Here is an 18658-nt window from a genome sequence, read left to right as displayed (position 1 = left end):
AAGGCAATCCCGCGCGTGGAATTCTCTTATGTTGCAGCCAGCCCGTTCATGAGCCCGCTGCGCGCGTGGCAGTTGATGTACTCGTAGCGCTGCTCGTCGGCCTTCAGCACCGACACCTCGTGGTACACGCGCAGCTGCAGCTGGAAGTTCAGTGTCTGCACATAGCGCATGAAGCTGCCGAAGATCGCCACGTGCGTGGGGTGCGATTCGGCCCAGCGCTCCATGTCGGCGAGCGAGCGCCAGTAGCTCAGGCCGAACGATTTCTGCAGCGGTGCGCCCTGCGCGTCGAGGTGGTGCATGTAGCGGTTGCTGTAGCAGCCGATGCCCAGGCCCTGGTCGCGGAGGAACTCCATGCCTTCGCGCAGCACCGGTTCCATGTCCTCCAGGTAGAGCGTGCGTTCCTGGCCTGTGGTGTCGGCCCACTCCTGGCCGGAGCGGATCATCGCGATGTTCTCGTGGCCGGCAATAGCGCACGCGCTGCCCCAATGCGGGTGTGCCGGCGATCACCGCCCGCGTGCCAGAGGGCACCATCGCATCGGTCTGCGAGAGCGGGATGCGGTCGCGCATCGACCCCCAGTAGCCGTGCTCCTGCAACTCGCCGCTGACCTCGCCCATGACCACGCCGACGCCCTCGAAGCGGTCCGGCGTGTTGAACATGGTCTCGAAGTGTTCGACGCGCGGCGAGGCGATTTCGCGGAAGTAGCCGAGGCCTTCGCTCAATCGCTCGTCGGAGCGCCACCATGCGTCGATGGCGGGTGTGGCGCTCCAGCGCGCGAAGGCCGCAGCGTCGTCCCAGTAGGCGATGGCGATCATGTTGTCGAATCCGTCGGCATCGACGTGGTGCGTGAGGTCGTGATGGCCCGGTCCGTCGGGCAGGGCGAAGTCGCGCGCGATCTTCATCAGTGCGGCGCAGGCGCGGCCCTGCATCTCGGGGCCGCGCGACTGCACGCCGAAATAGCCCATCACCACCTGCATCACCGAAGCCGGCGCGCGGGCCGACCAGACGGGGTAGGGTGGGGTGTAGTCGTCCTCGACGCGGCGGTGCCGCGTGCGGGGGCATTTCAGGTGCTCGGCGATGGCGGATTCCATGGTGGGGACTCCGGGTGTCAGGCGGCGAGCTGCAGGCGTGGCTCGGTGCTTGCAGCCACCGCTTCGGGCGCACTGCTTTCGGGCTCGGGCGTGCGCTGAAACACCACGGGCTCCCGGCGCGTCTTGTTGAGCAACAGCTGGGTGACATCGGGCCGCGAGTAGTGGCCGCTCGGATCGGCCGCGGCCTTGGCGAGCGAGATCATGCCCAGGTCGATGTCGGCGATCACCAGGCCTTCCTGGTCCTCGGCCAGCGGCGTGCCGAGCGGCGAGCCGTCGGGCGCGTAGATGCGCGCGAAGCCGCCGCCGGTGCGCAGCATCTGCTGCTTGCCGGCATCGGTGCACATGAGGTCGCTCATCGCCTGCGAGACCGTCGCACACGGTGCGACCACGAAGCACTGGCCCTCGGCCGCGTAGACCTGGCTCGCGGCGTTGTTGACCTCCGGCCCGAGCGCGTAGGCCGCGCCCCGGTAGAGCGAGAAGCTGGGCCATGCGCCGCAGTGGATCTGCTCGTTCTGCGCATACATCGCGTACTTGCTGAGCGGCTGCAGGTGCTCCCAGCACGAGAGCGAGCCGATATTGCCGATGGCTGTTTCAGCCACCGCGAGGTCGGAGCCGTCGCCCTCGCCGAACACGGTGCGCTCCACATGCGTGGGCTTGAGCTTGCGGCGCGTCTGCACGGTGTGGCCCTGGTCGTCGATGAGCGCCTGGGCGATGTAGAGGCTGCCCGCGGCCTTTTCGCTGTAGCCGAGCGAGACCCAGATCTTGTGCTTGCGGGCCGCATCCTTGATGCGGTCGAACTCTGCCGAGCCGATCACCAGGGAGTTGTCGTGGTAGCGCTGCACGAACTGCATGCCCCAGGCGGGCGAATCGAGCCAGATCCACCATGGGTAGCCGGGCACCCAGGTCTCGGGAAAGGCGATGAGCTTCACGCCCTGGCCCGCTGCCTGGGCCATGAGGTCGATGGTCTTGTCGATGGTGCCGTCGAGGTCGAGGAACACGGGCGCGGCCTGCACGGCGGCGACGCGGAGCTTGGGGTGAACGGTGGTGGGCATGGCGGGCCTTTCGGAAGTGGAGTGATGAAACAACTTCGCACACCGCCAGCACGGGTTTGCGCGGTGGCATGCGGGTTGCTTGAAGCGTAGATTCGCCGCCGCGGAACGCCTTGACCCGAACTGGCGGCGTTCTTGTTCCAGCGTTGCACGCGCTTTACGGGAAACCCCATGAACCAGTTGTTCAGCACCGACGCCGTGGCGCGCGACCAGCGCCTGGCGTATTGGACCGACATGATCTGCAACGTCTACGTGCAGCTCGGGTGCGACCCGGTGCGGCCGGACGACATCGGCAACTTCGAAGGCAGCATCCGCCAGCACTCGCTGCCGAGCCTGGATGTGTCGGTGGTCAAGTCAGGCCCGCAGAAGGTCATGCGCACGAGCGGGCACATCGCGCGCTCGGGCGACGACTATTTCCTCGTGAGCATCCAGGCGCAGGGGCGCGGCGTGGTGCGGCAGGATGGGCGCGATGCGGTGCTCTCGGCCGGTGACTTCGCGCTGTACGACAGCACGCGGCCTTACCAGCTGCTCTTCGACGACAAGTTCGAGCAGATCGTGCTCAAGCTGCCCGGCGAGCGCCTGCGCAGCGAGCTGCGCGACACCGAGGCGCTGACGGCGACCACGGTGTCGGGCAAGGAGGGCGCGGGGCATCTCTTGCTCGGCATGATCCGCACGCTGCGCGAAGACATCGACACGCTGCAGCCGGCTTCAGCGCTGGCTGTGGCCAACGGCGTGCAGAGCATCCTCGTGGCGGGCCTGCAGACGCTGCCGGCGGCGCGTGCGCCGTCGCTGAGCAACCTCACGGCATACCACCTCGCGCGCGTGAAGCGGTGCATCGATGAGCAGTTGGCCGATCCGTCGCTCTCGGTGGGCAGTCTCGCGGCATCGCTGGGGGTGTCGGCGAGCCACATCCACCGCGTGTTCAAGAGCGAACCGCTGACGCCCTCGCAGTACATCTGGGAGCGCAGGCTCGAAGCTTGCAGCCGCGACCTGCTGGAGCCGCGCCTTGCAGGCAAGCCGGTGGGGGAGATCGCGTATGGGCGCGGCTTCAACGATGCGGCGCATTTCAGCCGCGCATTCCGCGAGCGTTTCGGCTGCTCGCCGCGCGAATGGCGGCAGCAGCGGGTGCAGTAGCGTTTACTGGACGAGAAGGACCGAGATGTCGGTCTCGCCGATCACCTTGGTGGCCACCGAGCCCATCAGCGCGCGTCCGAAGAGGCCGTGGCCGTGGGTGCCGAGCACGATCAGCTCGGCATGCGCGGCAGTGGCCGACTTGAGGATTTCCTCGGCCGCATGGCCGTGGCGCTTGTCGATCGTGTAGTTGCTCACGCCCTTTTCGGCGAGGAGCGCCTTCACCGGGTCGAGCACCTTCGCGCTCTCCTCGGCGTAGTACTCCGACACGATCTCCTTGCTGAGGTGCCGCGTCACGTGGCCCGAGATGCCGGTGCACACGTTGACCACGATGAGCTCGTGGCCGTCCACGAACATGGCGCGGTTGGCGATCAGGTAGTCGAGCGCCTTGCGGGTGTAGGCGCTGCCGTCGACGGCGATGAGGATTTTCATGAAACCGTTATACGGCCGCACCCCGCGGGTCGCAACGGGTCACACCCCAGACCATGGGGACTTTTATCCCCGCAGGCCTTTCCACAGCATGTAGGCGGCGAGCAGGTACAGGATGCTCGCGAACACGCGCTTGAGCTTCTTCACGGGCAGCGTGTGCGCGGCCTTGGCACCGAGCGGCGCGGTGAAGACGCTGCAGACGGCAATCACCACGAGCGCCGGCAGCCAGATGTAGCCGAAGGAGCCGGCAGGCAGGCCCTGCACCGACTGCCCGCTGATCGCATAGCCGATCACATTGGCCACCGCAATGGGGAAGCCCAGCGCTGCGCTGGTGGCCACCGCGTTGTGGATCGAGATGTTGCACCACGTCATGAACGGCACGCTGATGAAACCGCCACCCGCGCCGACCAACCCCGAGATGAAACCGATCACGCCGCCGCCCGCCAGCTGGCCGGCGGTGCCGGGCATCTGGCGCGTGGGCTTGGGTTTCCTGTCGAGGAACATCTGCGTGGCCGAGAAGCCCACGAACAGCGCGAAGAAGATCGCGAGCGCCGTGCCCTTGAGCAGCGCGAACACGCCCAGGCTCCCGGCCAGGCTGCCGATCACGATGCCGGGGGCGAGGCGCTGGACGATGTCCCAGCGCACTGCACCGCGCTTGTGGTGCGCGCGCACGCTGGACACCGAAGTGAAGATGATCGTGGCCATCGAAGTGGCGATCGCCATCTTCACCGCCAGGTCGGACGCCACGCCGCGGTGGCCCATGATGATCGTGATGAACGGCACCATCAGCATGCCGCCGCCGATGCCCAGGAGGCCCGCGAGGAAGCCGGTGCCCAGGCCGAGCGTGGCGAGTTCAAGAATCAGGAGGGGGTCGAGGAGGTCGGTCACGCTGCGGGGTCTTCGGACAAAGCAACGGCCCCGAGCAGTGTGTGCTGGGGGCCGTGCCGATGGAAAAAGGTGTCTGCAAGTGGGCGCCGGACCCGCATCCTGAACCAGGGTTCAGGTGGGCGAGGGCAGCAAGACTTCGGGTTCATCTGACGCGAGATGATCACGCCCGTCAAGCGATGTACCAAGCCCGGCTCCGGAGAGCATTGGAACAAGGAAATATTAAGCCCGACGCGCACCGCAGACAGTTCGGATTTTACGCTCCGTATGAGTCCATGGTGTTCATTCAGAGCAAATGACCATCGCCGGCCAGTGCGTGATCGAGCTTTTGAATGAGCTGGGCGGCCTTGGCATCGACTTCGCCGGGCTCCGTGGCCGCGGTTGCCGGCGTTGCAGCAACAGGTGTCGCCGCTGCAGCCGCCTGCTGTGCAGCGAGGTCGAAGGCGAGGTTCAGCGAAGCCAGCACCGCGATGCGATCGCGCGCCTTGACTTTTCCCGCATCGCGGATCTTGCACATGGCGGCATCCACGCGTTCGACCGCATCGCGCAGCAGCGGCTCGCCGCCGTCGGGACAGCCGAGCAAATAGCTCTGGCCCATGATCTGTACTTCTATCTGCTTCATGCGGTGGAATCTTCGGGAGGTGGTTCGGCCGGCAGCCGCTCGAGCAGTGCGTCGAGGCGCGTGCGTGCCGCAGCGAGCCGCGACTTGAGCCCGTCGCGTTCGCGCACGAGCGCATCGACCTGTTCCTGGAGCAGCGCATTGGTGCGCTGTACCTCTTCGTGACGCACAAGCAGGCGTTCCACACGCTCGGCGATCTGATCGATGGGGCTGGAGGCGGGCATGGTTGGCGATTGTAGTTTCCCGGGGAATGGGGTCCGCCGACAGTGCGCGCGGTGCTTGCTTCGTCCTGGCGCCGATTCTGCGGCCTGCGCCCGAGGCTTCCAAGTTTTCGGGTTGCGGTGTCATCGCGCGGCCACAACTTTCGGCTTAGCCGTGCCGCCGCAGGGCCTAAAATCCCGCCCGTTGGTGCTCGCGCCGTGGTTCACACGGCGCAGTTCAACGGGAAGCAGGAGTGAACGCCCCGAGAGGTCCGCAAGCCGGACATCGGATCAAGGCCGAAGCCGCCTGCGCTGCCCCCGCAACGGTCAAGCAGACGATGCCGCAAGGCGTCACCCCTTTCCATCAGCCACTGGGCGCCCTGAAACAGGCGCCTGGGAAGGCGGCAGGGGCCGTTCTGCCAGCCCGGATACCGGCCAACAAGGCGGCCGCCGCATGCACGAACGAATAAAACCGGTTCATGCCCGCGACGGTCATTGCGCCCAAGGCGCCGGCGGGGAGGCCGGCCAAGGGCATTGACGTTGTTCGGCTCACTCATGATTTCCTGCGTTTCCCTTTTCCGCGCTTCTTGCGGCCGCGCGCTTGCGCCCATCCGCCATCGCCGTCTTGCCTGCCTGCCGCTCGCGCTGGCCTCGGCCTTCGGCGGCTTCGCACTGATCCAACTGCCCACGCTGGCGCATGCACAGGAAGCCACGCCCACGCTCGGCGAAACAGTGGTCACTGCCAACCGTACGCCGCAGCCGCTGTCGGACCTGGTGGGCGATGTGTCCATCATCGATCGCCAGACCATCGAGCGCAGCGGCGCAACCGGCGTGGCCGACCTGCTGGCGCGCCAGCCCGGCATCGAGATCTCGCGCACCGGCGGCGTGGGCAACACCACCAGCCTGTTCGTCCGCGGCGCGGAAACGCGCTTCACCGCGGTCTATCTCGACGGCGTGCGCATCGACTCGCAAACCACCGGCGGTGCCGGCTGGGAAGGCATTCCGCTCGCGCAGATCGACCGCATCGAGGTGCTGCGCGGCCCGGCCGCCGCGGTGTATGGCTCGGACGCCATCGGCGGCGTGATCCAGCTCTTCACCAGGCGCGGCGAAGAGGGCGTGTCGCCCTACGCGGGCATCGGCTTCGGCAGCCATGGCCTGCGCAAGATCGAAGGCGGCGTGAGCGGCAAGTCGGGCCTGTTCGACTATTCGTTCGGCGTCGCGCACGAAGAGAGCAAGGGCTTCAATGTGCAGCCTGCGACCAAGCGCACGCCCTCCAAGGACGGCTTCACCAGCCCCGACCGCGACGGCTACCGCAGCACCTCGGGCAACCTGAAGCTGGGTTTCCAGATCAACCCCGACCAGCGCATCGAAGCCACCTTGCTCCAGAGCGACATCGAGGCCGGCTACGACGCCTCGGTCAGCTTCAGGACCAAGCCGCCGATCCTCTTCAAGAACGACGTCTCGACCAACTCCCTGCGCACCGCGGGCCTCACCTGGTCGGCCAGGTGGAACGACATCTACAGCACCCGCGTGCAGGTGACCGATTCGCAATCGGTCTACAAGACCCAGCCTTCGTTCTACCGCACCGAAACCAACCTGCGCGGCTACCTGTTCCAGAACGAGTTCCGCTTCGGCCCGCACCTGGTGACGGCCACGCTGGAGCGCCGCGAAGACGCCCTCGAGAACGCGCCCACCACCTCGGCCAAGCTGTTCTCGCAAGACCGTTCGCAGAACGCCCTTGCACTCGGCTACGGCTTCGTGCAGGGCCCGCATTCGCTGCAGCTGCACGTGCGCCGCGACCGGGACAGCGAGTTCGGCGGCAAGACCACCGGAAGCGCGGCCTACGGCTTCGCCATCACGCCGTCGCTGCGCTTCACTGCGTCGGCTGGCACGGCCTTCCGCGTGCCTACGCTCTACCAGCGCTTCAGCGAATACGGCGTGGCCACGCTGCGCCCCGAGACCAGCCAGAACGCCGAGCTGGGCCTGGCCTACGCCAAGGACGGCACCACCGCCGGCATCGTGGTGTACCGCAACCGCGTGCGCGACCTGATCAACTTCGCGGGCACCGCCAAGGGCTGCGCCTCGGCGTTCGGCTGCTACACCAACGTGGCCCGCGCCACCCTGCAGGGCGCCACGCTCTCGGCCAGCCAGCGCCTCGGCGACGTCACGCTGCGCGCCTCGCTCGATGTGCAGGACCCCAAGGACGCCGACACCGGAAACCTGCTCGCCCGACGCGCCAAGCGCCACGGCACGCTGGGCGCCGACTGGCGCGTCGCCGGCTGGACGCTGGGCGCCGAGGTGCAGGCCTCGAGCCAGCGCTACGACGACACGGCCAACACCGTCAAGCTCGGCGGCTACACCGTGCTGAACCTGTCGGCCAGCACGCAGATCGCGCGCGACCTGAACCTCATCGCCCGCATCGACAATGTCGGCGACAAGGACTACCAGTTCGCACGGCTCTACGCCAACGGGGGCCGCAGCGCCTACCTCGGCCTCAAGTGGACACCGCAGTAAACGACCTTTCGCCACGCCACGGCGCCGCAGTCACCTGCGGCGCGGTGCTGATTGCCGCGCCGGCCTCGGGCCAAGGCAAGACCACGGTGGCGGCCGCGCTCGCGCGGCTGCATGCGCGGCAGGGCCGGCGGGTGCGGGCCTTCAAATGCGGGCCGGACTTTCTCGACCCGCACTGGCTGGCGCTGGCCACCGGGGCGCCGGTGCATTCGCTCCACCTGTGGATGACGGGCGAGGCCGATTGCCGGGCGCGCCTGCGTGCCGCGGCGGCCGAGGCCGACCTGGTGATCGTCGAAGGCGTCATGGGTTTGTTCGATGGCACACCGAGCGCGGCCGACCTCGCGGAGCGATTCGGCCTGCCCGTGCTGGCCGTGATCGATGCGCATGCGATGGCTGGCACCTTCGGGGCGCTGGCCCATGGCCTGCAGAACTTCAGGCCCGGCTTGCCGTGGGCCGGTGTGCTGGCCAATCGCGTGGCAAGCGAGCGCCATGCGGGCATGCTGAAGGACGCGTTGCGCGAGCCTTCGCAATGGATGGGCGCCTTGCCGCGCGATCCGGGGTTCGCATTGCCGGAGCGGCACCTGGGCCTCGTGGGCGCGGGCGAGCTCGACGACGCGATGGCGCGGCTCGATGCGGCGGCCGATGTGCTGGCCGAAACGCCGCTGGGCCAGATGCCGGTCTCTCAACTGCCGCAGGTGCGCTTCGATGCGGCCGCTTCCCAGGATGCAGACATGGCGCCGCTGCTGGCAGGCCGCACCATCGCCATTGCGCGCGATGCGGCGTTCTCCTTCATCTATCCCGCGAACCTCGATGTGCTGTCTGCCCTCGGCGCGCGGCTCGCGTTCTTCTCGCCGCTGGCGGGCGATGCCTTGCCGGACTGCGATGCCGTCTGGCTGCCGGGCGGCTACCCGGAGCTGCATGCCGAGGCACTGTCGGCCAACGAGCGGATGCGTGCTTCCCTGGTCGCGCACGTCGCCGCGGACAAGCCCGTCTGGGCCGAGTGCGGCGGGATGATGGCGCTGTTCGACGAACTGGCCACGCACACCGAAGCAGGCCAGCAGCAGGTTCATCGCCTCTGGGGCCTGCTCCCCGGCCGCGTGACGATGCAGAAGCGCCTCGCCGGCCTCGGCCCGCAGGAGCTCCAATTGGGAAGCCATACCCTGCGCGGCCACACCTTCCACTATTCGAGCTGCGAAACGCCGCTCGTGCCTTCTGCCCACACCGCGCGGCCCGGCGCGACGCAGCCCGTGGGTGCGCGCGGTGGCGAGGCCTTCTATGTGCGTGGACCGGTGCGGGCCAGCTATTTCCACGCATGGTTCGCCTCCAGCCCGGAAGCCACGGCGCGGCTCTTCGGCGCGATGCCGATCGAGCTGGGCCACGACGCAGCAAAGGAAGAGACCGATGACCGTTGAGCACGAATTCATCCTCGGTGGGCAAAAGAGCGGCAAGTCGCGCCGCGCCGAGCAGCGCGCGGCCGACTGGCTCGCCGCCGCGCCCGGCACCCACCGCGCCGTGCTGATCGCCACCGCCCAGGCCCACGACGACGAGATGCAGGAGCGCATCGTGCGCCACCAGGCCGACCGCGCCGAGCGCGTGCCCGGCATGCGGACCATCGAGGAGCCGGTCGAGCTCGCGCGCGCCATCGTCACGCAGAGCGCGCCCGAGACCCTGGTGGTCGTCGACTGCCTCACGCTCTGGCTCACCAACCTGCTGATGCCGTTGCGCACCGAGGCCGCGCGGCCGGTGACCCGCACGCCTTCGGCCCACACCACCATGCTGCTGATTGCGCTGCGCGAGGCGCGCGGGCCGGTGGTGCTGGTCGGCAACGAGATCGGCCTGGGCGTGATTCCGCTCGGCCGCGCGACCCGCGCCTTCGTCGATGCACTGGGGCGCCTGAACCAGGATGTGGCCGCCGCATGCAGCCGCGTGACGCTGATGGCAGCCGGACTGCCGCTGAGCCTGAAGGCGCCCGCCTGATGAAGATGCGCTGGATTCCATCGCTGTTCGCCGCCATCGGCCTGTTTCTGTGCGCGTTCGCCGCGCACGCCTTCGACGTGATCGACGAACGCGGCGTCACCGTGAGCCTGCCGCAACCGCCGCAGCGCATCGTCACGCTGCTGCCGTCGCTCACCGAATCCGTCTGCGCGCTCGGCGCCTGCGAGCGGCTGGTGGGTGTCGACAACTATTCCAACTCGCCGACCGTCGTGCGCACCTTGCCGCAGATGGGCGGCGGCATCGAACCCAACGTGGAAGCCATCGTCGCGCTCAGGCCCGACGCGGTGCTGCTGGCCAAGTCGTCACGCGTCACGCAGCGGCTCGAGGCGCTGGGCCTGAAGGTGCTGGTGCTCGAACCCAAGAGCCACGCCGACGTGCAGCGCGTGCTCGGCAAGCTCGACGAGGTGCTCGGCACGCACGAGGCGCCGCGCGTGTGGCGCGTGATCGATGCGAGCGTGTCGGCCGCGGCGCAGTCGGTGCCTGCGAGTGCGAAGGGCAAGCGCGTGTACTTCGAGATCAACAGCACGCCCTATGCCGCGGGCGAGTCGTCGTTCATCGGCGAGACGCTGACGCGGCTGGGCATGAGGAACATCGTGCCGGCCAAGCTCGGGCCCTTTCCCAAGCTCAACCCCGAGTACGTGGTGCGCGCCAATCCCGACCTCATCATGGTCAGCGTGCGCAGCTCGCAGGGGCTGGAGCAACGGCCCGGCTGGGGCGGCATCCGCGCGGTGCGCGAAGGCCGCATCTGCCGCTTCGATGCGCTGCAGTCCGACGTGCTCGTGCGCCCCGGCCCGCGCATGGACGAGGCCGCACGCTTGATGGCGCAATGCCTGGTGGACAAGGGCCGGTGAACGCCGCCCGCATGCATTCCGCACACCTGCGCCGCGTCGTTCTGCTCGGCACGGCCTTGCTGGGGCTGGGCATCGCGCTGCTGCTGTTCGGCCTCGGCATCGGCAGCACCGGCTTCGAGAGCCTGCTGGCCGCGCGGCACGACCCGGTGGCGCTGCAGATCGTGTGGGACATCCGCCTGCCGCGCACGCTCGGCGCGTGGCTCGCGGGCGCGCTGCTCGGGTTGGCGGGCGCGGTCGCACAGGGGCTGTTCCGCAATCCGCTGGCCGATCCCTATCTGCTCGGCAGCGCCTCGGGGGCATCGCTGGGCGTGGCTGTGGCGCTGATGCTGTTCGGCGGTTCGGCCGCGAGCACGCAATGGGTGATGCGCATCGGCCTCACCGGCGCGGCCTTCATCGGCGCTGTACTTGCCGTGTTGCTCACGTTGACGCTGGCGCGCGGTGTGCAGCAGACGCTGCGGCTGCTGCTCGCGGGCGTGATCGTCGGCGTGGTGCTCGGTGCCGCGAAAGACCTGGTCACCATCGCCTCGGCGGACATCCTCCAGGCCATCCAGGGCTTCATTCTCGGCAGCACCGGCCTTGTGGGCTGGAGCGCCTGCGCCGTGATGGGTGCTGTGTGCGCGGTGTGCCTGCTCACGGCCTGGGCGCTGGCGCCGGTGCTCGATGGGCTGGCCCTCGGCGAGGCGACCGCACGCAGCCTTGGCCTGCCGCTGGGTGCCATGCGCGCGGCGCTGGTCGTGGTGCTCGCGCTGGCTACCGGCGCGGCCGTGGCGCAAACCGGGCTGATCGCCTTCGTCGGCCTCGCGGCGCCGCATCTCGTGCGTTCAGCCGTCAAGACCACGCATGCGCGGCTGATCGTGCTGTCGGCGTTGATGGGCGGGCTGCTGCTGATGGCGGCGGACTTGCTGGCGCGCTGGCTGATCGCACCGCAGGAGCTGCCGGTGGGCGTGCTCACCGCGGTGCTCGGTGGCAGCTATCTGCTGTGGCTGATGCATCGCCGCAGCGCGCGCGGAGGTTTGACATGAGCGGCGCGGCCATCGAAGCCCGCCGCCTCAGCGCCACGCTCGGAACCACCGAGGTGCTGCACGGCATCGACCTCGCGCTCTCGTCCGCCCGCTGGACCAGCATCGTCGGGCCGAACGGCGCGGGCAAGTCGACGCTGCTCAAGGCGCTTGCTGGCCTGCTCGCGCACCGCGGCGAAGTCCTGCTCTTTGGCGAGGCCGAGGGCAAGATCCCGGCCCGCATCCGCGCGCAGCGCCTCTCGTGGCTCGGCCAGAGCGGCACGGGCGAGGCGAGCGCCGACGACCTGATGGTCTACGACGTCGCCATGCTCGGCCGCCTGCCGCACCAGCGCTGGCTTGCTGCCCCGAGCGCCGCCGACCGCGAGGCCGTGGAGCGCGCCCTGCGCAGCACACAAGCGTGGGACTGGCGCGACCGGCCGCTCGGCCAGCTCTCGGGCGGCGAACGCCAGCGCGTGCTGCTCGCCCGCGCGCTCGCGGTCGAGGCCCAGGTGCTGCTGATGGACGAGCCGCTCGCCAACCTCGACCCGCCGCACCAGGCCGACTGGATGCAGACCGCCCGCACGCTCGTGGCCCAGGGCCGCACCGTGGTCAGCGTGCTGCACGAACTGCCGATGGCGCTGGCCGCCGACGAAATGGTCGTGATGGACAAGGGCCGCGTGGTGCACCACGGCGACTGCGACGACCCGGCCACCCACACCGCGCTCGAACAGGTGTTCGACCACCGCATCCGCGTGCACCGCGTGGCGGATCAGTGGATCGCGCTGCCGAAATAAGGAATACACATGCAGATCGAAACTCCTCCCAGCGAAAAACCCTACGAGAAGCCCGAGGGCGAACGCCGCGGCATCGTCATCGTCAATACCGGCGACGGCAAGGGCAAGAGCACCGCAGCCTTCGGCCTCGCGCTGCGCGCCCATGGCCGCGGCAAGGCCGTGAAGATCTACCAGTTCATGAAGGTGCCTTCGGCGCGCTTCGGCGAACACCGCATGTTCGAGCAGATCGGCATTCCGATCGAAGGGCTGGGCGACGGCTTCAGCTGGAAGAGCCAGGACCTGGAGCGCTCGGGGCAGCTTGCGCGCGACGGGTGGGAGAAGGCCAAGGCCGCGATCCTGTCGGGCGAGTTCTTCCTCGTGGTGCTCGACGAGATCACCTATCCGCTGATCTACGGCTGGCTGCCGCTCGAAGGCGTGCTCGAAACGCTGCGCGCGCGGCCCAAGCATGTGCACGTGGCACTGACTGGCCGGCGCTGCCCGCCCGAGCTCATCGAGCTGGCCGACACCGTGACCGAGATGACGCTGGTCAAGCACGCGTTCAAGGCCGGCATCCCGGCGCAGCGCGGCATCGAGGATTGAACCCGATGGCGCAGCACGCGTTCGCGGCCGACGAGGCGAGGGCGGTGTACCGCGCCATCCACGAGCGGCGCGACATGCGGCACTTCGCAGGTGGCGAGGTCGCGCCGGAGGTGCTGCGCCGGCTGCTCGAAGCGGCGCATCACGCGCCCAGCGTCGGGTTCATGCAGCCGTGGCGCTTCATCCGCATTCGCGATGTCGCGTTGCGTCAGCGCCTGCACGACACGGTCGAGCGCGAACGTGTGCTCACGGCGCGGGCCCTCGGCGAGCGCGAAGACGAGTTCATGCGCCTGAAGGTGCAGGGCCTGCTCGACGCGGCCGAGTTGCTGGCCGTGTCGCTCGCCGATGACCGCGACAGGCATGTGTTCGGCCGGCGCACCTTGCCGCAGATGGACCTGGCCTCGGCCTCCTGCGCGATCCAGAACCTGTGGCTCGCGGCGCGTGCCGAAGGGCTGGGCATGGGCTGGGTGTCGTTGTTCGATCCGGTGGAATTGAGCGCCTTGCTCGGCCTGCCCGATGGCGCCGAGCCCATCGCGCTGCTCTGCCTCGGCCCGGTGCACGATTTCTACGAAGAGCCGATGCTGCAGCGCGAACGCTGGGCGCGACGCGAGCCGCTCTCGGCGCTGGTGTTCGACGAACGCTGGGGCCAGCCGTCGGACCTGTTTTCCCTCGCCCCATCCGCCGTGGAAGCTGCCTGATGCTGGCCTTCGATACCGTCCTCTTCGAACTCGCGCGCCTGTTCCTCTGGCCCGTGACGCTCGGCGTCTTGCTCTCCTTCGTTTACGCGGTGTATTGCCTCGGCGCCTTCGGCATCGAATACCTGCAGCGCCGCCGCGACCCGTCGCGCGTGCTGGTGCTGCAGCGCCATGCCGATGCGAGCCAGGAGCAGATGGAGCTCGTGGTGCTGAAGCAACTCGAAGGCGTGCGCCTGTGCAGCCGCGTGGCGCCGATGCTCGGGCTCATCGCCACGATGATCCCGATGGGGCCGGCACTCGTCGCCGTTGCTTCGGGTGAATCGCAGGGCGTGGCTCAGAGCCTCGCGCCCGCGTTCGCCGCGGTGATCGTCGCGCTGGCCTCAGCATCGATCACCTTCGTGGTCTACACCGTGCGTCGCCGCTGGTTGATGCGAGAGCTGGTGGCGGTGCTCGATGCGCGGGATCGCCTGTCATGAGTCGTCGGCAGTTCTCGATCCTGAGCAGCGTGGACACAGACGACGATGACCCGGTGCTCTCGACCATCAACCTGATCGACGTGTTCATGGTGGTCATCGGCATGCTGATGATCGCGGTCATCAACAACCCGATGAATCCGTTCGCGCAGGACAAGGTCACCATCATCCGCAACGAGGGCAAGCCGGACATGGAGATCATCACGCGCGAGGGGCAGAAGCTCACGCGCTTCAAGGCCAGCGGCGCGACGGGGCAGGGCGACGGCGAGAAGGCCGGCACGGCCTGGCGGTTGAAGGACGGCACGATGGTCTATGTGCCCGCGGATGCGGTGCCTGCAGTGCAGGGCGGGAAGTGACGCGCCTCCTCGTCTGGCTCTTGCTGATGGCGCTGGCGTTCTGCGCGCACGCGGAGCCGGACGAGCCTTCCCGCATCGTGGTGCTCAGCACATCGCTGGTGTCGCCGGCGCGCGTGGTGCGCCTGCAGGAGGCGGCGCAAGAGGTGGGGCTGCCTCTGCAGGTGGTATCGGCTGCGAAGGATTCGCCTGAAGCGCTGGCTGCGGCTTTGGGCGGGGCGCGGCTGCTGGTGATCGATGCGCCGCACATCAGCGTGGCACAGGCTGCGGCGGCGCGATTCGGCGATGTGATTTCGCGCAGCGCGGTGTCCTATGTGTCGATCGGCGAGTTCGCGCTCGTGGCCAAGGGGCAGGCCTCCGGCGCTGCGCCGCTCGTTGCGGAACGCGGCGTTGATGCGGTCTGGGCGCAGCGATTGCGGGAGTACTGGCGGTTTGCGGGCACGGCCAATCTGAAGGCGGCGATGAAAGCGCTGGCGCAGATCGACGACCTGAACGGACTGCCGCCGCCCATGCCGACGCCGCTCTCGGGCTTCTATCACCCGCGCTGGCCGCGCATCGAAACCGACATCGTGGCAGTGGACCGGCTGGCGGGCACCGCCGGAACCGTCGCCATCGCCGTCAACAGCGCCACCGTGACAGGCGACGACACCGGCTGGCTCGACGCGCTGATCGACGCGCTCGAACAGCGCGGCCTGCGCGCCTACGCCTTCTACGGCCCGCGCCAGCAGAAGGACCTGTTCTTTCGCATGACACATGCAGCCGGTGGAGACGAACGCCGCGTGGCCGAGCTGATCCTCAACGCCTCGCTGGTCTTCACGCCGAACGAGCGCAAGGCCGAGCTGGAGCGCATCGGCGTGCCGGTGCTGCAGACCCTGCCCTCCCTCGCGATGAACGCCACGCAATGGGCCCAAAGCAAGGACGGCCTTGCGCAGACCGACATCGCCTCCTACTACAGCCCGAGCGAACTGGCGGGCATGACCGATCCGATGCTCCTGAGCGCGCGCGATGCCGTCACCGGCACGCTGCAGCCACTGCCCGCGCAGATCGACGCGGTGGCCGGCAAGGCGGCCGCGCTGCTGCGCCTGCAGCGCACACCGGCTGCGGACCGCCGCGTCGCGATGCTGGTCTACAACTACCCGCCGGGCGAGACGAACTTCGGCGCCTCGTTTCTCAACGTGCCGCGCAGCGTGAACAACATGCTGGCGGCGATGCAGTCGGCGGGCTATCGCACCGAGATTCCCGGCGCGGACGCGCTCATCGCGCAGGTGCAGGCGACGATGAAGGCGTACTACCCCGTCGATGGCGGCGATGCCTTGCAGCCGCTGCTCGACAGGAACCTGGCCGATTCGTTGCCGCTGTCGCGCTACTTGGCATGGTTTCGCGCGCTGCCTGCCGAGACGCAGCATCGCATCGAGAACTACTGGGGGCCGCCCGAGCAATCGACCATGTTGCGGCCCGTCGCGGGCGAGCAGGCCTTCGTCATTCCGCGCGTGCAGTTCGGCAACGTCGTCGTGCTGCGCCAGCCGCCGCGCTTCGAACCCGGCACGCAGGTGGTGGGCAAGGCCGAGCAGGTCTACCACCGCTCTGCCATTCCGCTGAGCCACGGGTATCTGGCCACGTACCTCTGGCTGCGTACGCAGTTCGGCGCCAGCGCTGTCGTGCACGTGGGCACGCACGGCACGGTCGAGTGGTCGGCGGGCAAGGAGCGCGGGCTCTCGGTGCAGGACGATCCGCTGCTCGCGCTCGGCGATCTGCCCAACGTGTACCCGTACATCATGGACAACCTCGGCGAGGCCACTACCGCCAAGCGCCGCGGCCGCGCGACGATGGTGAGCCACTCGACACCGATGTTCGCGCCCGCGGGCTTTCGGCCCGGCCTGCAGGCGATGCACGAGCGCATGCACGATTGGGAGACGCTGTCGCCCGGCCCGGTCAAGACCGCGATGGAAAAGCAGCTCACCGCAGAGTTCATCGAACAGCACTACGACCGCGACCTGAAATGGACGCCCGCACGCATCCGCGCGGACTTCGCGGGCTTCATCGCGGTGCTGCATCCGTACCTGGACGAACTGGCGCAGACCGCACAGCCGCTCGGCCTTGCGACCTTCGGGCAGGCCCCCGATGCGGAACGCCGCCGCATGACCATCCTGCAGATCCTTGGCAAGCCCTTGGCCGAGGCGCTGGGGGAAGACGTCGATGAGGCTTTCCTGATCGACTCGAGGAACATCGCGACTTCACGCCCCGCGCGATGGGTGGACGTGGCGGTCAAGGATGTCGAAGCTGCGAGCGCGATGGGCGCAGATGCGACGAAGGCCGAGGCGCTGCGAACCATGGCCTTGCGTGCGCAGAAGATCGATGCCGCACTCGCCCACAACGAAGAAATCGAAGGCCTGCTCACCGCGCTCGATGGCCGCTACCTCAAGGCCAGCTATGGCGGCGACCCGGTGCGCAACCCCGACAGCCTGCCGACCGGCCGCAACCTCTACGGGTTCGATCCGAGCCGCGTGCCGACGCGCGCCGCATGGGACATCGGTGTCGCCGCCATGGATGCGTGGATCGCCGGGCACGCCAAGAGCCACGCCGGCAAGCCGCCTGAAAAGATCGCCTTCACCCTCTGGGCCGGCGAGGCCTCGCGCCACCAGGGCGTGATGGAGAGCCAGGCCTTCTACGCGATGGGCGTGAAGCCGCGCTGGGACGAGGCAGGGCGCATCGCCGGCATCGAGGTGCTGCCTGCATCCGCGCTGAAGCGGCCGCGCATGGACGTGCTGATCAGCGTCACGGGCTCCTACCGCGACCAGTTCCCGAACGCGATGCGCTGGCTCGACGAGGCGGTGCAGCAGGTCGCGCTGCTGAACGAGCCCGGCAACGCCGTCGCGCAGCACAGCGAGGCGCTGGCCCGCAAGCTCCGCGCCGAAGGCGCCACGCCGGCCGAGGCGAAACGTTGGTCGACCGCGCGCGTGTTCTCGAACGAGCAGGGCAGCTACGGCGCCGGGCTCGAGGAGGCCGCGCTCGCAAGCGACGTGTGGACTTCGCAGCGGCGCGGCGGTGGCGATGCACAGATGGCGCAGCTCTACATGGACCGCATGGGGCACGCCTACGGCCAAGGGCTCGACGGCGCAGCACGACCGGGTGCGTACGCCGGCAATCTCGCGCAGGTCGATGCGGCGCTGATGGCGCGCACGTCGAATCTCTACGGCGTGCTCACCAACGACGATCCGTTCCAGTACCTGGGCGGCATCGCGCAGGCCGTGCGGCAGCTCACGGGCAAGAACCTGGCGCTCTATGTGCAGAACCTGCGCGACAGCAGCGCGGTGCGCACCGACACCGCTGCCGGCGCCATCGCGCGCGAAATGCAGACGCGCTACCTGCACCCGCAATGGATAGCAGCGCAGAAGGCTGAGGGCTACAGCGGCACGCTGCAGGTGCTCAAGACCGCGCAGTTCCTCTGGGGCTGGCAGGTCACCGCGCCCGGCACGGTGCGGCAGGACCAATGGCAATCGCTGCACGAGGTGTATGTGCGCGACAGGTACAAGCTGGGCACGCGCGAATGGCTGGAAGGCGACAACCGCGCCGCCTTCGCGCAGACGCTGGAGCGCATGCTCGATGCGGTGCGGCTGGACTACTGGAAGCCCGATGCGGCGACGCGGCGGGAGCTGGCGACTGCGTATGCCGAGGCTGTTCGCGCCACCGGCCTGCGCGAGCGGAATACGGCGGTGCAGCGGTTTGTGCAGGCGCAGTTGTCGCCGCCTGCCCCTGCGGTCGGGCAGAAGCCCAGTCCGGTGACTGTGCCCGCCGTCGCAATGCTGCCCGCACCGGCGCCGGCGGCCGAGCCGGCTCAGGACCAAGTCGCTTCCGTCAGCGGTCTCAAGCTGGACCCCGTGCCTGACCGGGCGCCGGTCCCGAAGGCCGAGACCGACGCCCTGCGCCTCTGGGTCGCGCTGGGTGCGGCGCTGCTCGTCGCATTCGGTGCGCTCGCACAGTGGCGGCGCGGCCAAGCGCCAGCCTGATTC

General features: G+C 68.7%; 17 protein-coding genes, 1 pseudogene and 1 riboswitch. Of the genes and pseudogenes, 12 read left to right on the top strand and 6 right to left on the bottom strand.

Translation table 11 applies throughout. The annotated features are described in order from the left end of the window. Positions 1-26: 26 nt before the first annotated feature. A pseudogene (locus tag M2282_RS01495) lies at positions 27-1089 on the bottom strand (phenylacetaldoxime dehydratase family protein). 17 nt (positions 1090-1106) lie between these two features. After that, complete coding sequence (locus tag M2282_RS01490; protein WP_280807029.1) at positions 1107-2141, bottom strand: carbon-nitrogen hydrolase family protein; 1035 nt, start codon at positions 2139-2141, stop codon at positions 1107-1109. Between the two features lie 168 nt (positions 2142-2309). Here M2282_RS01490 and M2282_RS01485 point away from each other — a divergent pair, with 168 nt between their 5' ends. Next, positions 2310-3272 (top strand): helix-turn-helix domain-containing protein, encoded by a 963-nt coding sequence (locus M2282_RS01485; protein ID WP_280807028.1) that lies wholly within the window; start codon positions 2310-2312, stop codon positions 3270-3272. A 3-nt stretch (positions 3273-3275) separates the two neighbouring features. Here M2282_RS01485 and M2282_RS01480 read toward each other — a convergent pair whose 3' ends face one another. The 4 genes from M2282_RS01480 to M2282_RS01465 all read right to left on the bottom strand — a co-directional run bounded on the left by M2282_RS01480 (position 3276) and on the right by M2282_RS01465 (position 5426). After that, positions 3276-3701, bottom strand: a complete 426-nt coding sequence (locus M2282_RS01480; RefSeq protein WP_280807027.1) for a universal stress protein — start codon at positions 3699-3701, stop codon at positions 3276-3278. Between the two features lie 63 nt (positions 3702-3764). Further along, on the bottom strand, positions 3765-4586 hold the full coding sequence (locus tag M2282_RS01475; protein ID WP_280807026.1) for a sulfite exporter TauE/SafE family protein: 822 nt from the start codon (positions 4584-4586) through the stop codon (positions 3765-3767). A 283-nt stretch (positions 4587-4869) separates the two neighbouring features. After that, on the bottom strand, positions 4870-5205 hold the full coding sequence (locus M2282_RS01470; protein ID WP_280807025.1) for a cell division protein ZapA: 336 nt from the start codon (positions 5203-5205) through the stop codon (positions 4870-4872). Next, entirely contained in the window at positions 5202-5426 is a 225-nt protein-coding gene (locus M2282_RS01465; protein WP_013541792.1) for a hypothetical protein, read from the bottom strand. The genes M2282_RS01470 and M2282_RS01465 overlap by 4 nt, the downstream gene beginning before the upstream one ends. A gap of 166 nt (positions 5427-5592) precedes the next feature. Next, a riboswitch (cobalamin riboswitch) is annotated at positions 5593-5856 on the top strand. Between the two features lie 101 nt (positions 5857-5957). Between M2282_RS01465 and M2282_RS01460 the strand changes: the two genes are divergently transcribed. The 11 genes from M2282_RS01460 to cobN are packed head-to-tail and all read left to right on the top strand — an operon-like array spanning position 5958 to position 18655. Next, positions 5958-7916 (top strand): TonB-dependent receptor domain-containing protein, encoded by a 1959-nt coding sequence (locus M2282_RS01460; RefSeq protein WP_280807024.1) that lies wholly within the window; start codon positions 5958-5960, stop codon positions 7914-7916. After that, positions 7901-9325 (top strand): cobyrinate a,c-diamide synthase, encoded by a 1425-nt coding sequence (locus M2282_RS01455; RefSeq protein ID WP_280807023.1) that lies wholly within the window; start codon positions 7901-7903, stop codon positions 9323-9325. The genes M2282_RS01460 and M2282_RS01455 overlap by 16 nt, the downstream gene beginning before the upstream one ends. Further along, positions 9315-9890: a bifunctional adenosylcobinamide kinase/adenosylcobinamide-phosphate guanylyltransferase gene (locus tag M2282_RS01450; RefSeq protein WP_280807022.1), complete on the top strand. Its 576-nt coding sequence runs from the start codon at positions 9315-9317 to the stop codon at positions 9888-9890. The genes M2282_RS01455 and M2282_RS01450 overlap by 11 nt, the downstream gene beginning before the upstream one ends. Next, positions 9890-10759, top strand: a complete 870-nt coding sequence (locus M2282_RS01445) for an ABC transporter substrate-binding protein (protein ID WP_280807021.1) — start codon at positions 9890-9892, stop codon at positions 10757-10759. Before M2282_RS01450 ends, M2282_RS01445 begins: the two co-directional genes overlap by 1 nt. 11 nt (positions 10760-10770) lie before the next feature. Further along, positions 10771-11781, top strand: coding sequence for a FecCD family ABC transporter permease (locus M2282_RS01440; protein WP_280807020.1), 1011 nt, complete (start codon positions 10771-10773; stop codon positions 11779-11781). Then, on the top strand, positions 11778-12551 hold the full coding sequence (locus tag M2282_RS01435) for an ABC transporter ATP-binding protein (protein ID WP_280807019.1): 774 nt from the start codon (positions 11778-11780) through the stop codon (positions 12549-12551). The genes M2282_RS01440 and M2282_RS01435 overlap by 4 nt, the downstream gene beginning before the upstream one ends. 9 nt (positions 12552-12560) lie before the next feature. Then, a complete protein-coding gene (cobO, locus tag M2282_RS01430; protein WP_280807018.1) occupies positions 12561-13130 on the top strand; it encodes a cob(I)yrinic acid a,c-diamide adenosyltransferase in 570 nt (189 codons plus the stop codon). 5 nt (positions 13131-13135) lie between these two features. Continuing rightward, positions 13136-13825 (top strand): 5,6-dimethylbenzimidazole synthase, encoded by a 690-nt coding sequence (gene bluB / locus M2282_RS01425; RefSeq protein WP_280807017.1) that lies wholly within the window; start codon positions 13136-13138, stop codon positions 13823-13825. Further along, the gene (locus tag M2282_RS01420) at positions 13825-14298 is read left to right on the top strand and encodes a MotA/TolQ/ExbB proton channel family protein (RefSeq protein ID WP_280807016.1); all 474 of its coding nucleotides are present in this window, start codon (positions 13825-13827) and stop codon (positions 14296-14298) included. The genes bluB and M2282_RS01420 overlap by 1 nt, the downstream gene beginning before the upstream one ends. Next, positions 14295-14651 carry a DUF2149 domain-containing protein gene (locus tag M2282_RS01415; RefSeq protein WP_280807015.1) on the top strand — a complete coding sequence of 119 codons (357 nt, stop codon included), beginning with the start codon at positions 14295-14297 and terminating at the stop codon, positions 14649-14651. The genes M2282_RS01420 and M2282_RS01415 overlap by 4 nt, the downstream gene beginning before the upstream one ends. Then, on the top strand, positions 14648-18655 hold the full coding sequence (gene cobN / locus M2282_RS01410) for a cobaltochelatase subunit CobN (RefSeq protein ID WP_280807014.1): 4008 nt from the start codon (positions 14648-14650) through the stop codon (positions 18653-18655). Before M2282_RS01415 ends, cobN begins: the two co-directional genes overlap by 4 nt. Positions 18656-18658: the final 3 nt, after the last annotated feature.

This window comes from Variovorax boronicumulans (assembly GCF_029892485.1).
Taxonomy (GTDB): Bacteria; Pseudomonadota; Gammaproteobacteria; order Burkholderiales; family Burkholderiaceae_C; genus Variovorax; species Variovorax boronicumulans_B.
The sequence above is the reverse complement of the archived record's forward strand: the minus strand, read 5'-3'. Positions and strand labels throughout refer to the sequence as shown.

Bases quoted from the DNA above. Each gene is read 5' to 3' on its own strand.
- M2282_RS01485 (WP_280807028.1), top strand. From the start codon at position 2,310: ATGAACCAGTTGTTCAGCACCGACGCCGTGGCGCGCGACCAGCGCCTG.
- M2282_RS01445 (WP_280807021.1), top strand. From the start codon at position 9,890: ATGAAGATGCGCTGGATTCCATCGCTGTTCGCCGCCATCGGCCTGTTT.
- M2282_RS01420 (WP_280807016.1), top strand. From the start codon at position 13,825: ATGCTGGCCTTCGATACCGTCCTCTTCGAACTCGCGCGCCTGTTCCTC.
- M2282_RS01480 (WP_280807027.1), bottom strand. From the start codon at position 3,701: ATGAAAATCCTCATCGCCGTCGACGGCAGCGCCTACACCCGCAAGGCG.
- M2282_RS01490 (WP_280807029.1), bottom strand. From the start codon at position 2,141: ATGCCCACCACCGTTCACCCCAAGCTCCGCGTCGCCGCCGTGCAGGCC.
- cobO (WP_280807018.1), top strand. From the start codon at position 12,561: ATGCAGATCGAAACTCCTCCCAGCGAAAAACCCTACGAGAAGCCCGAG.
- M2282_RS01415 (WP_280807015.1), top strand. From the start codon at position 14,295: ATGAGTCGTCGGCAGTTCTCGATCCTGAGCAGCGTGGACACAGACGAC.
- M2282_RS01460 (WP_280807024.1), top strand. From the start codon at position 5,958: ATGATTTCCTGCGTTTCCCTTTTCCGCGCTTCTTGCGGCCGCGCGCTT.
- M2282_RS01440 (WP_280807020.1), top strand. From the start codon at position 10,771: ATGCATTCCGCACACCTGCGCCGCGTCGTTCTGCTCGGCACGGCCTTG.
- M2282_RS01465 (WP_013541792.1), bottom strand. From the start codon at position 5,426: ATGCCCGCCTCCAGCCCCATCGATCAGATCGCCGAGCGTGTGGAACGC.
- M2282_RS01470 (WP_280807025.1), bottom strand. From the start codon at position 5,205: ATGAAGCAGATAGAAGTACAGATCATGGGCCAGAGCTATTTGCTCGGC.
- bluB (WP_280807017.1), top strand. From the start codon at position 13,136: ATGGCGCAGCACGCGTTCGCGGCCGACGAGGCGAGGGCGGTGTACCGC.
- M2282_RS01435 (WP_280807019.1), top strand. From the start codon at position 11,778: ATGAGCGGCGCGGCCATCGAAGCCCGCCGCCTCAGCGCCACGCTCGGA.
- M2282_RS01450 (WP_280807022.1), top strand. From the start codon at position 9,315: ATGACCGTTGAGCACGAATTCATCCTCGGTGGGCAAAAGAGCGGCAAG.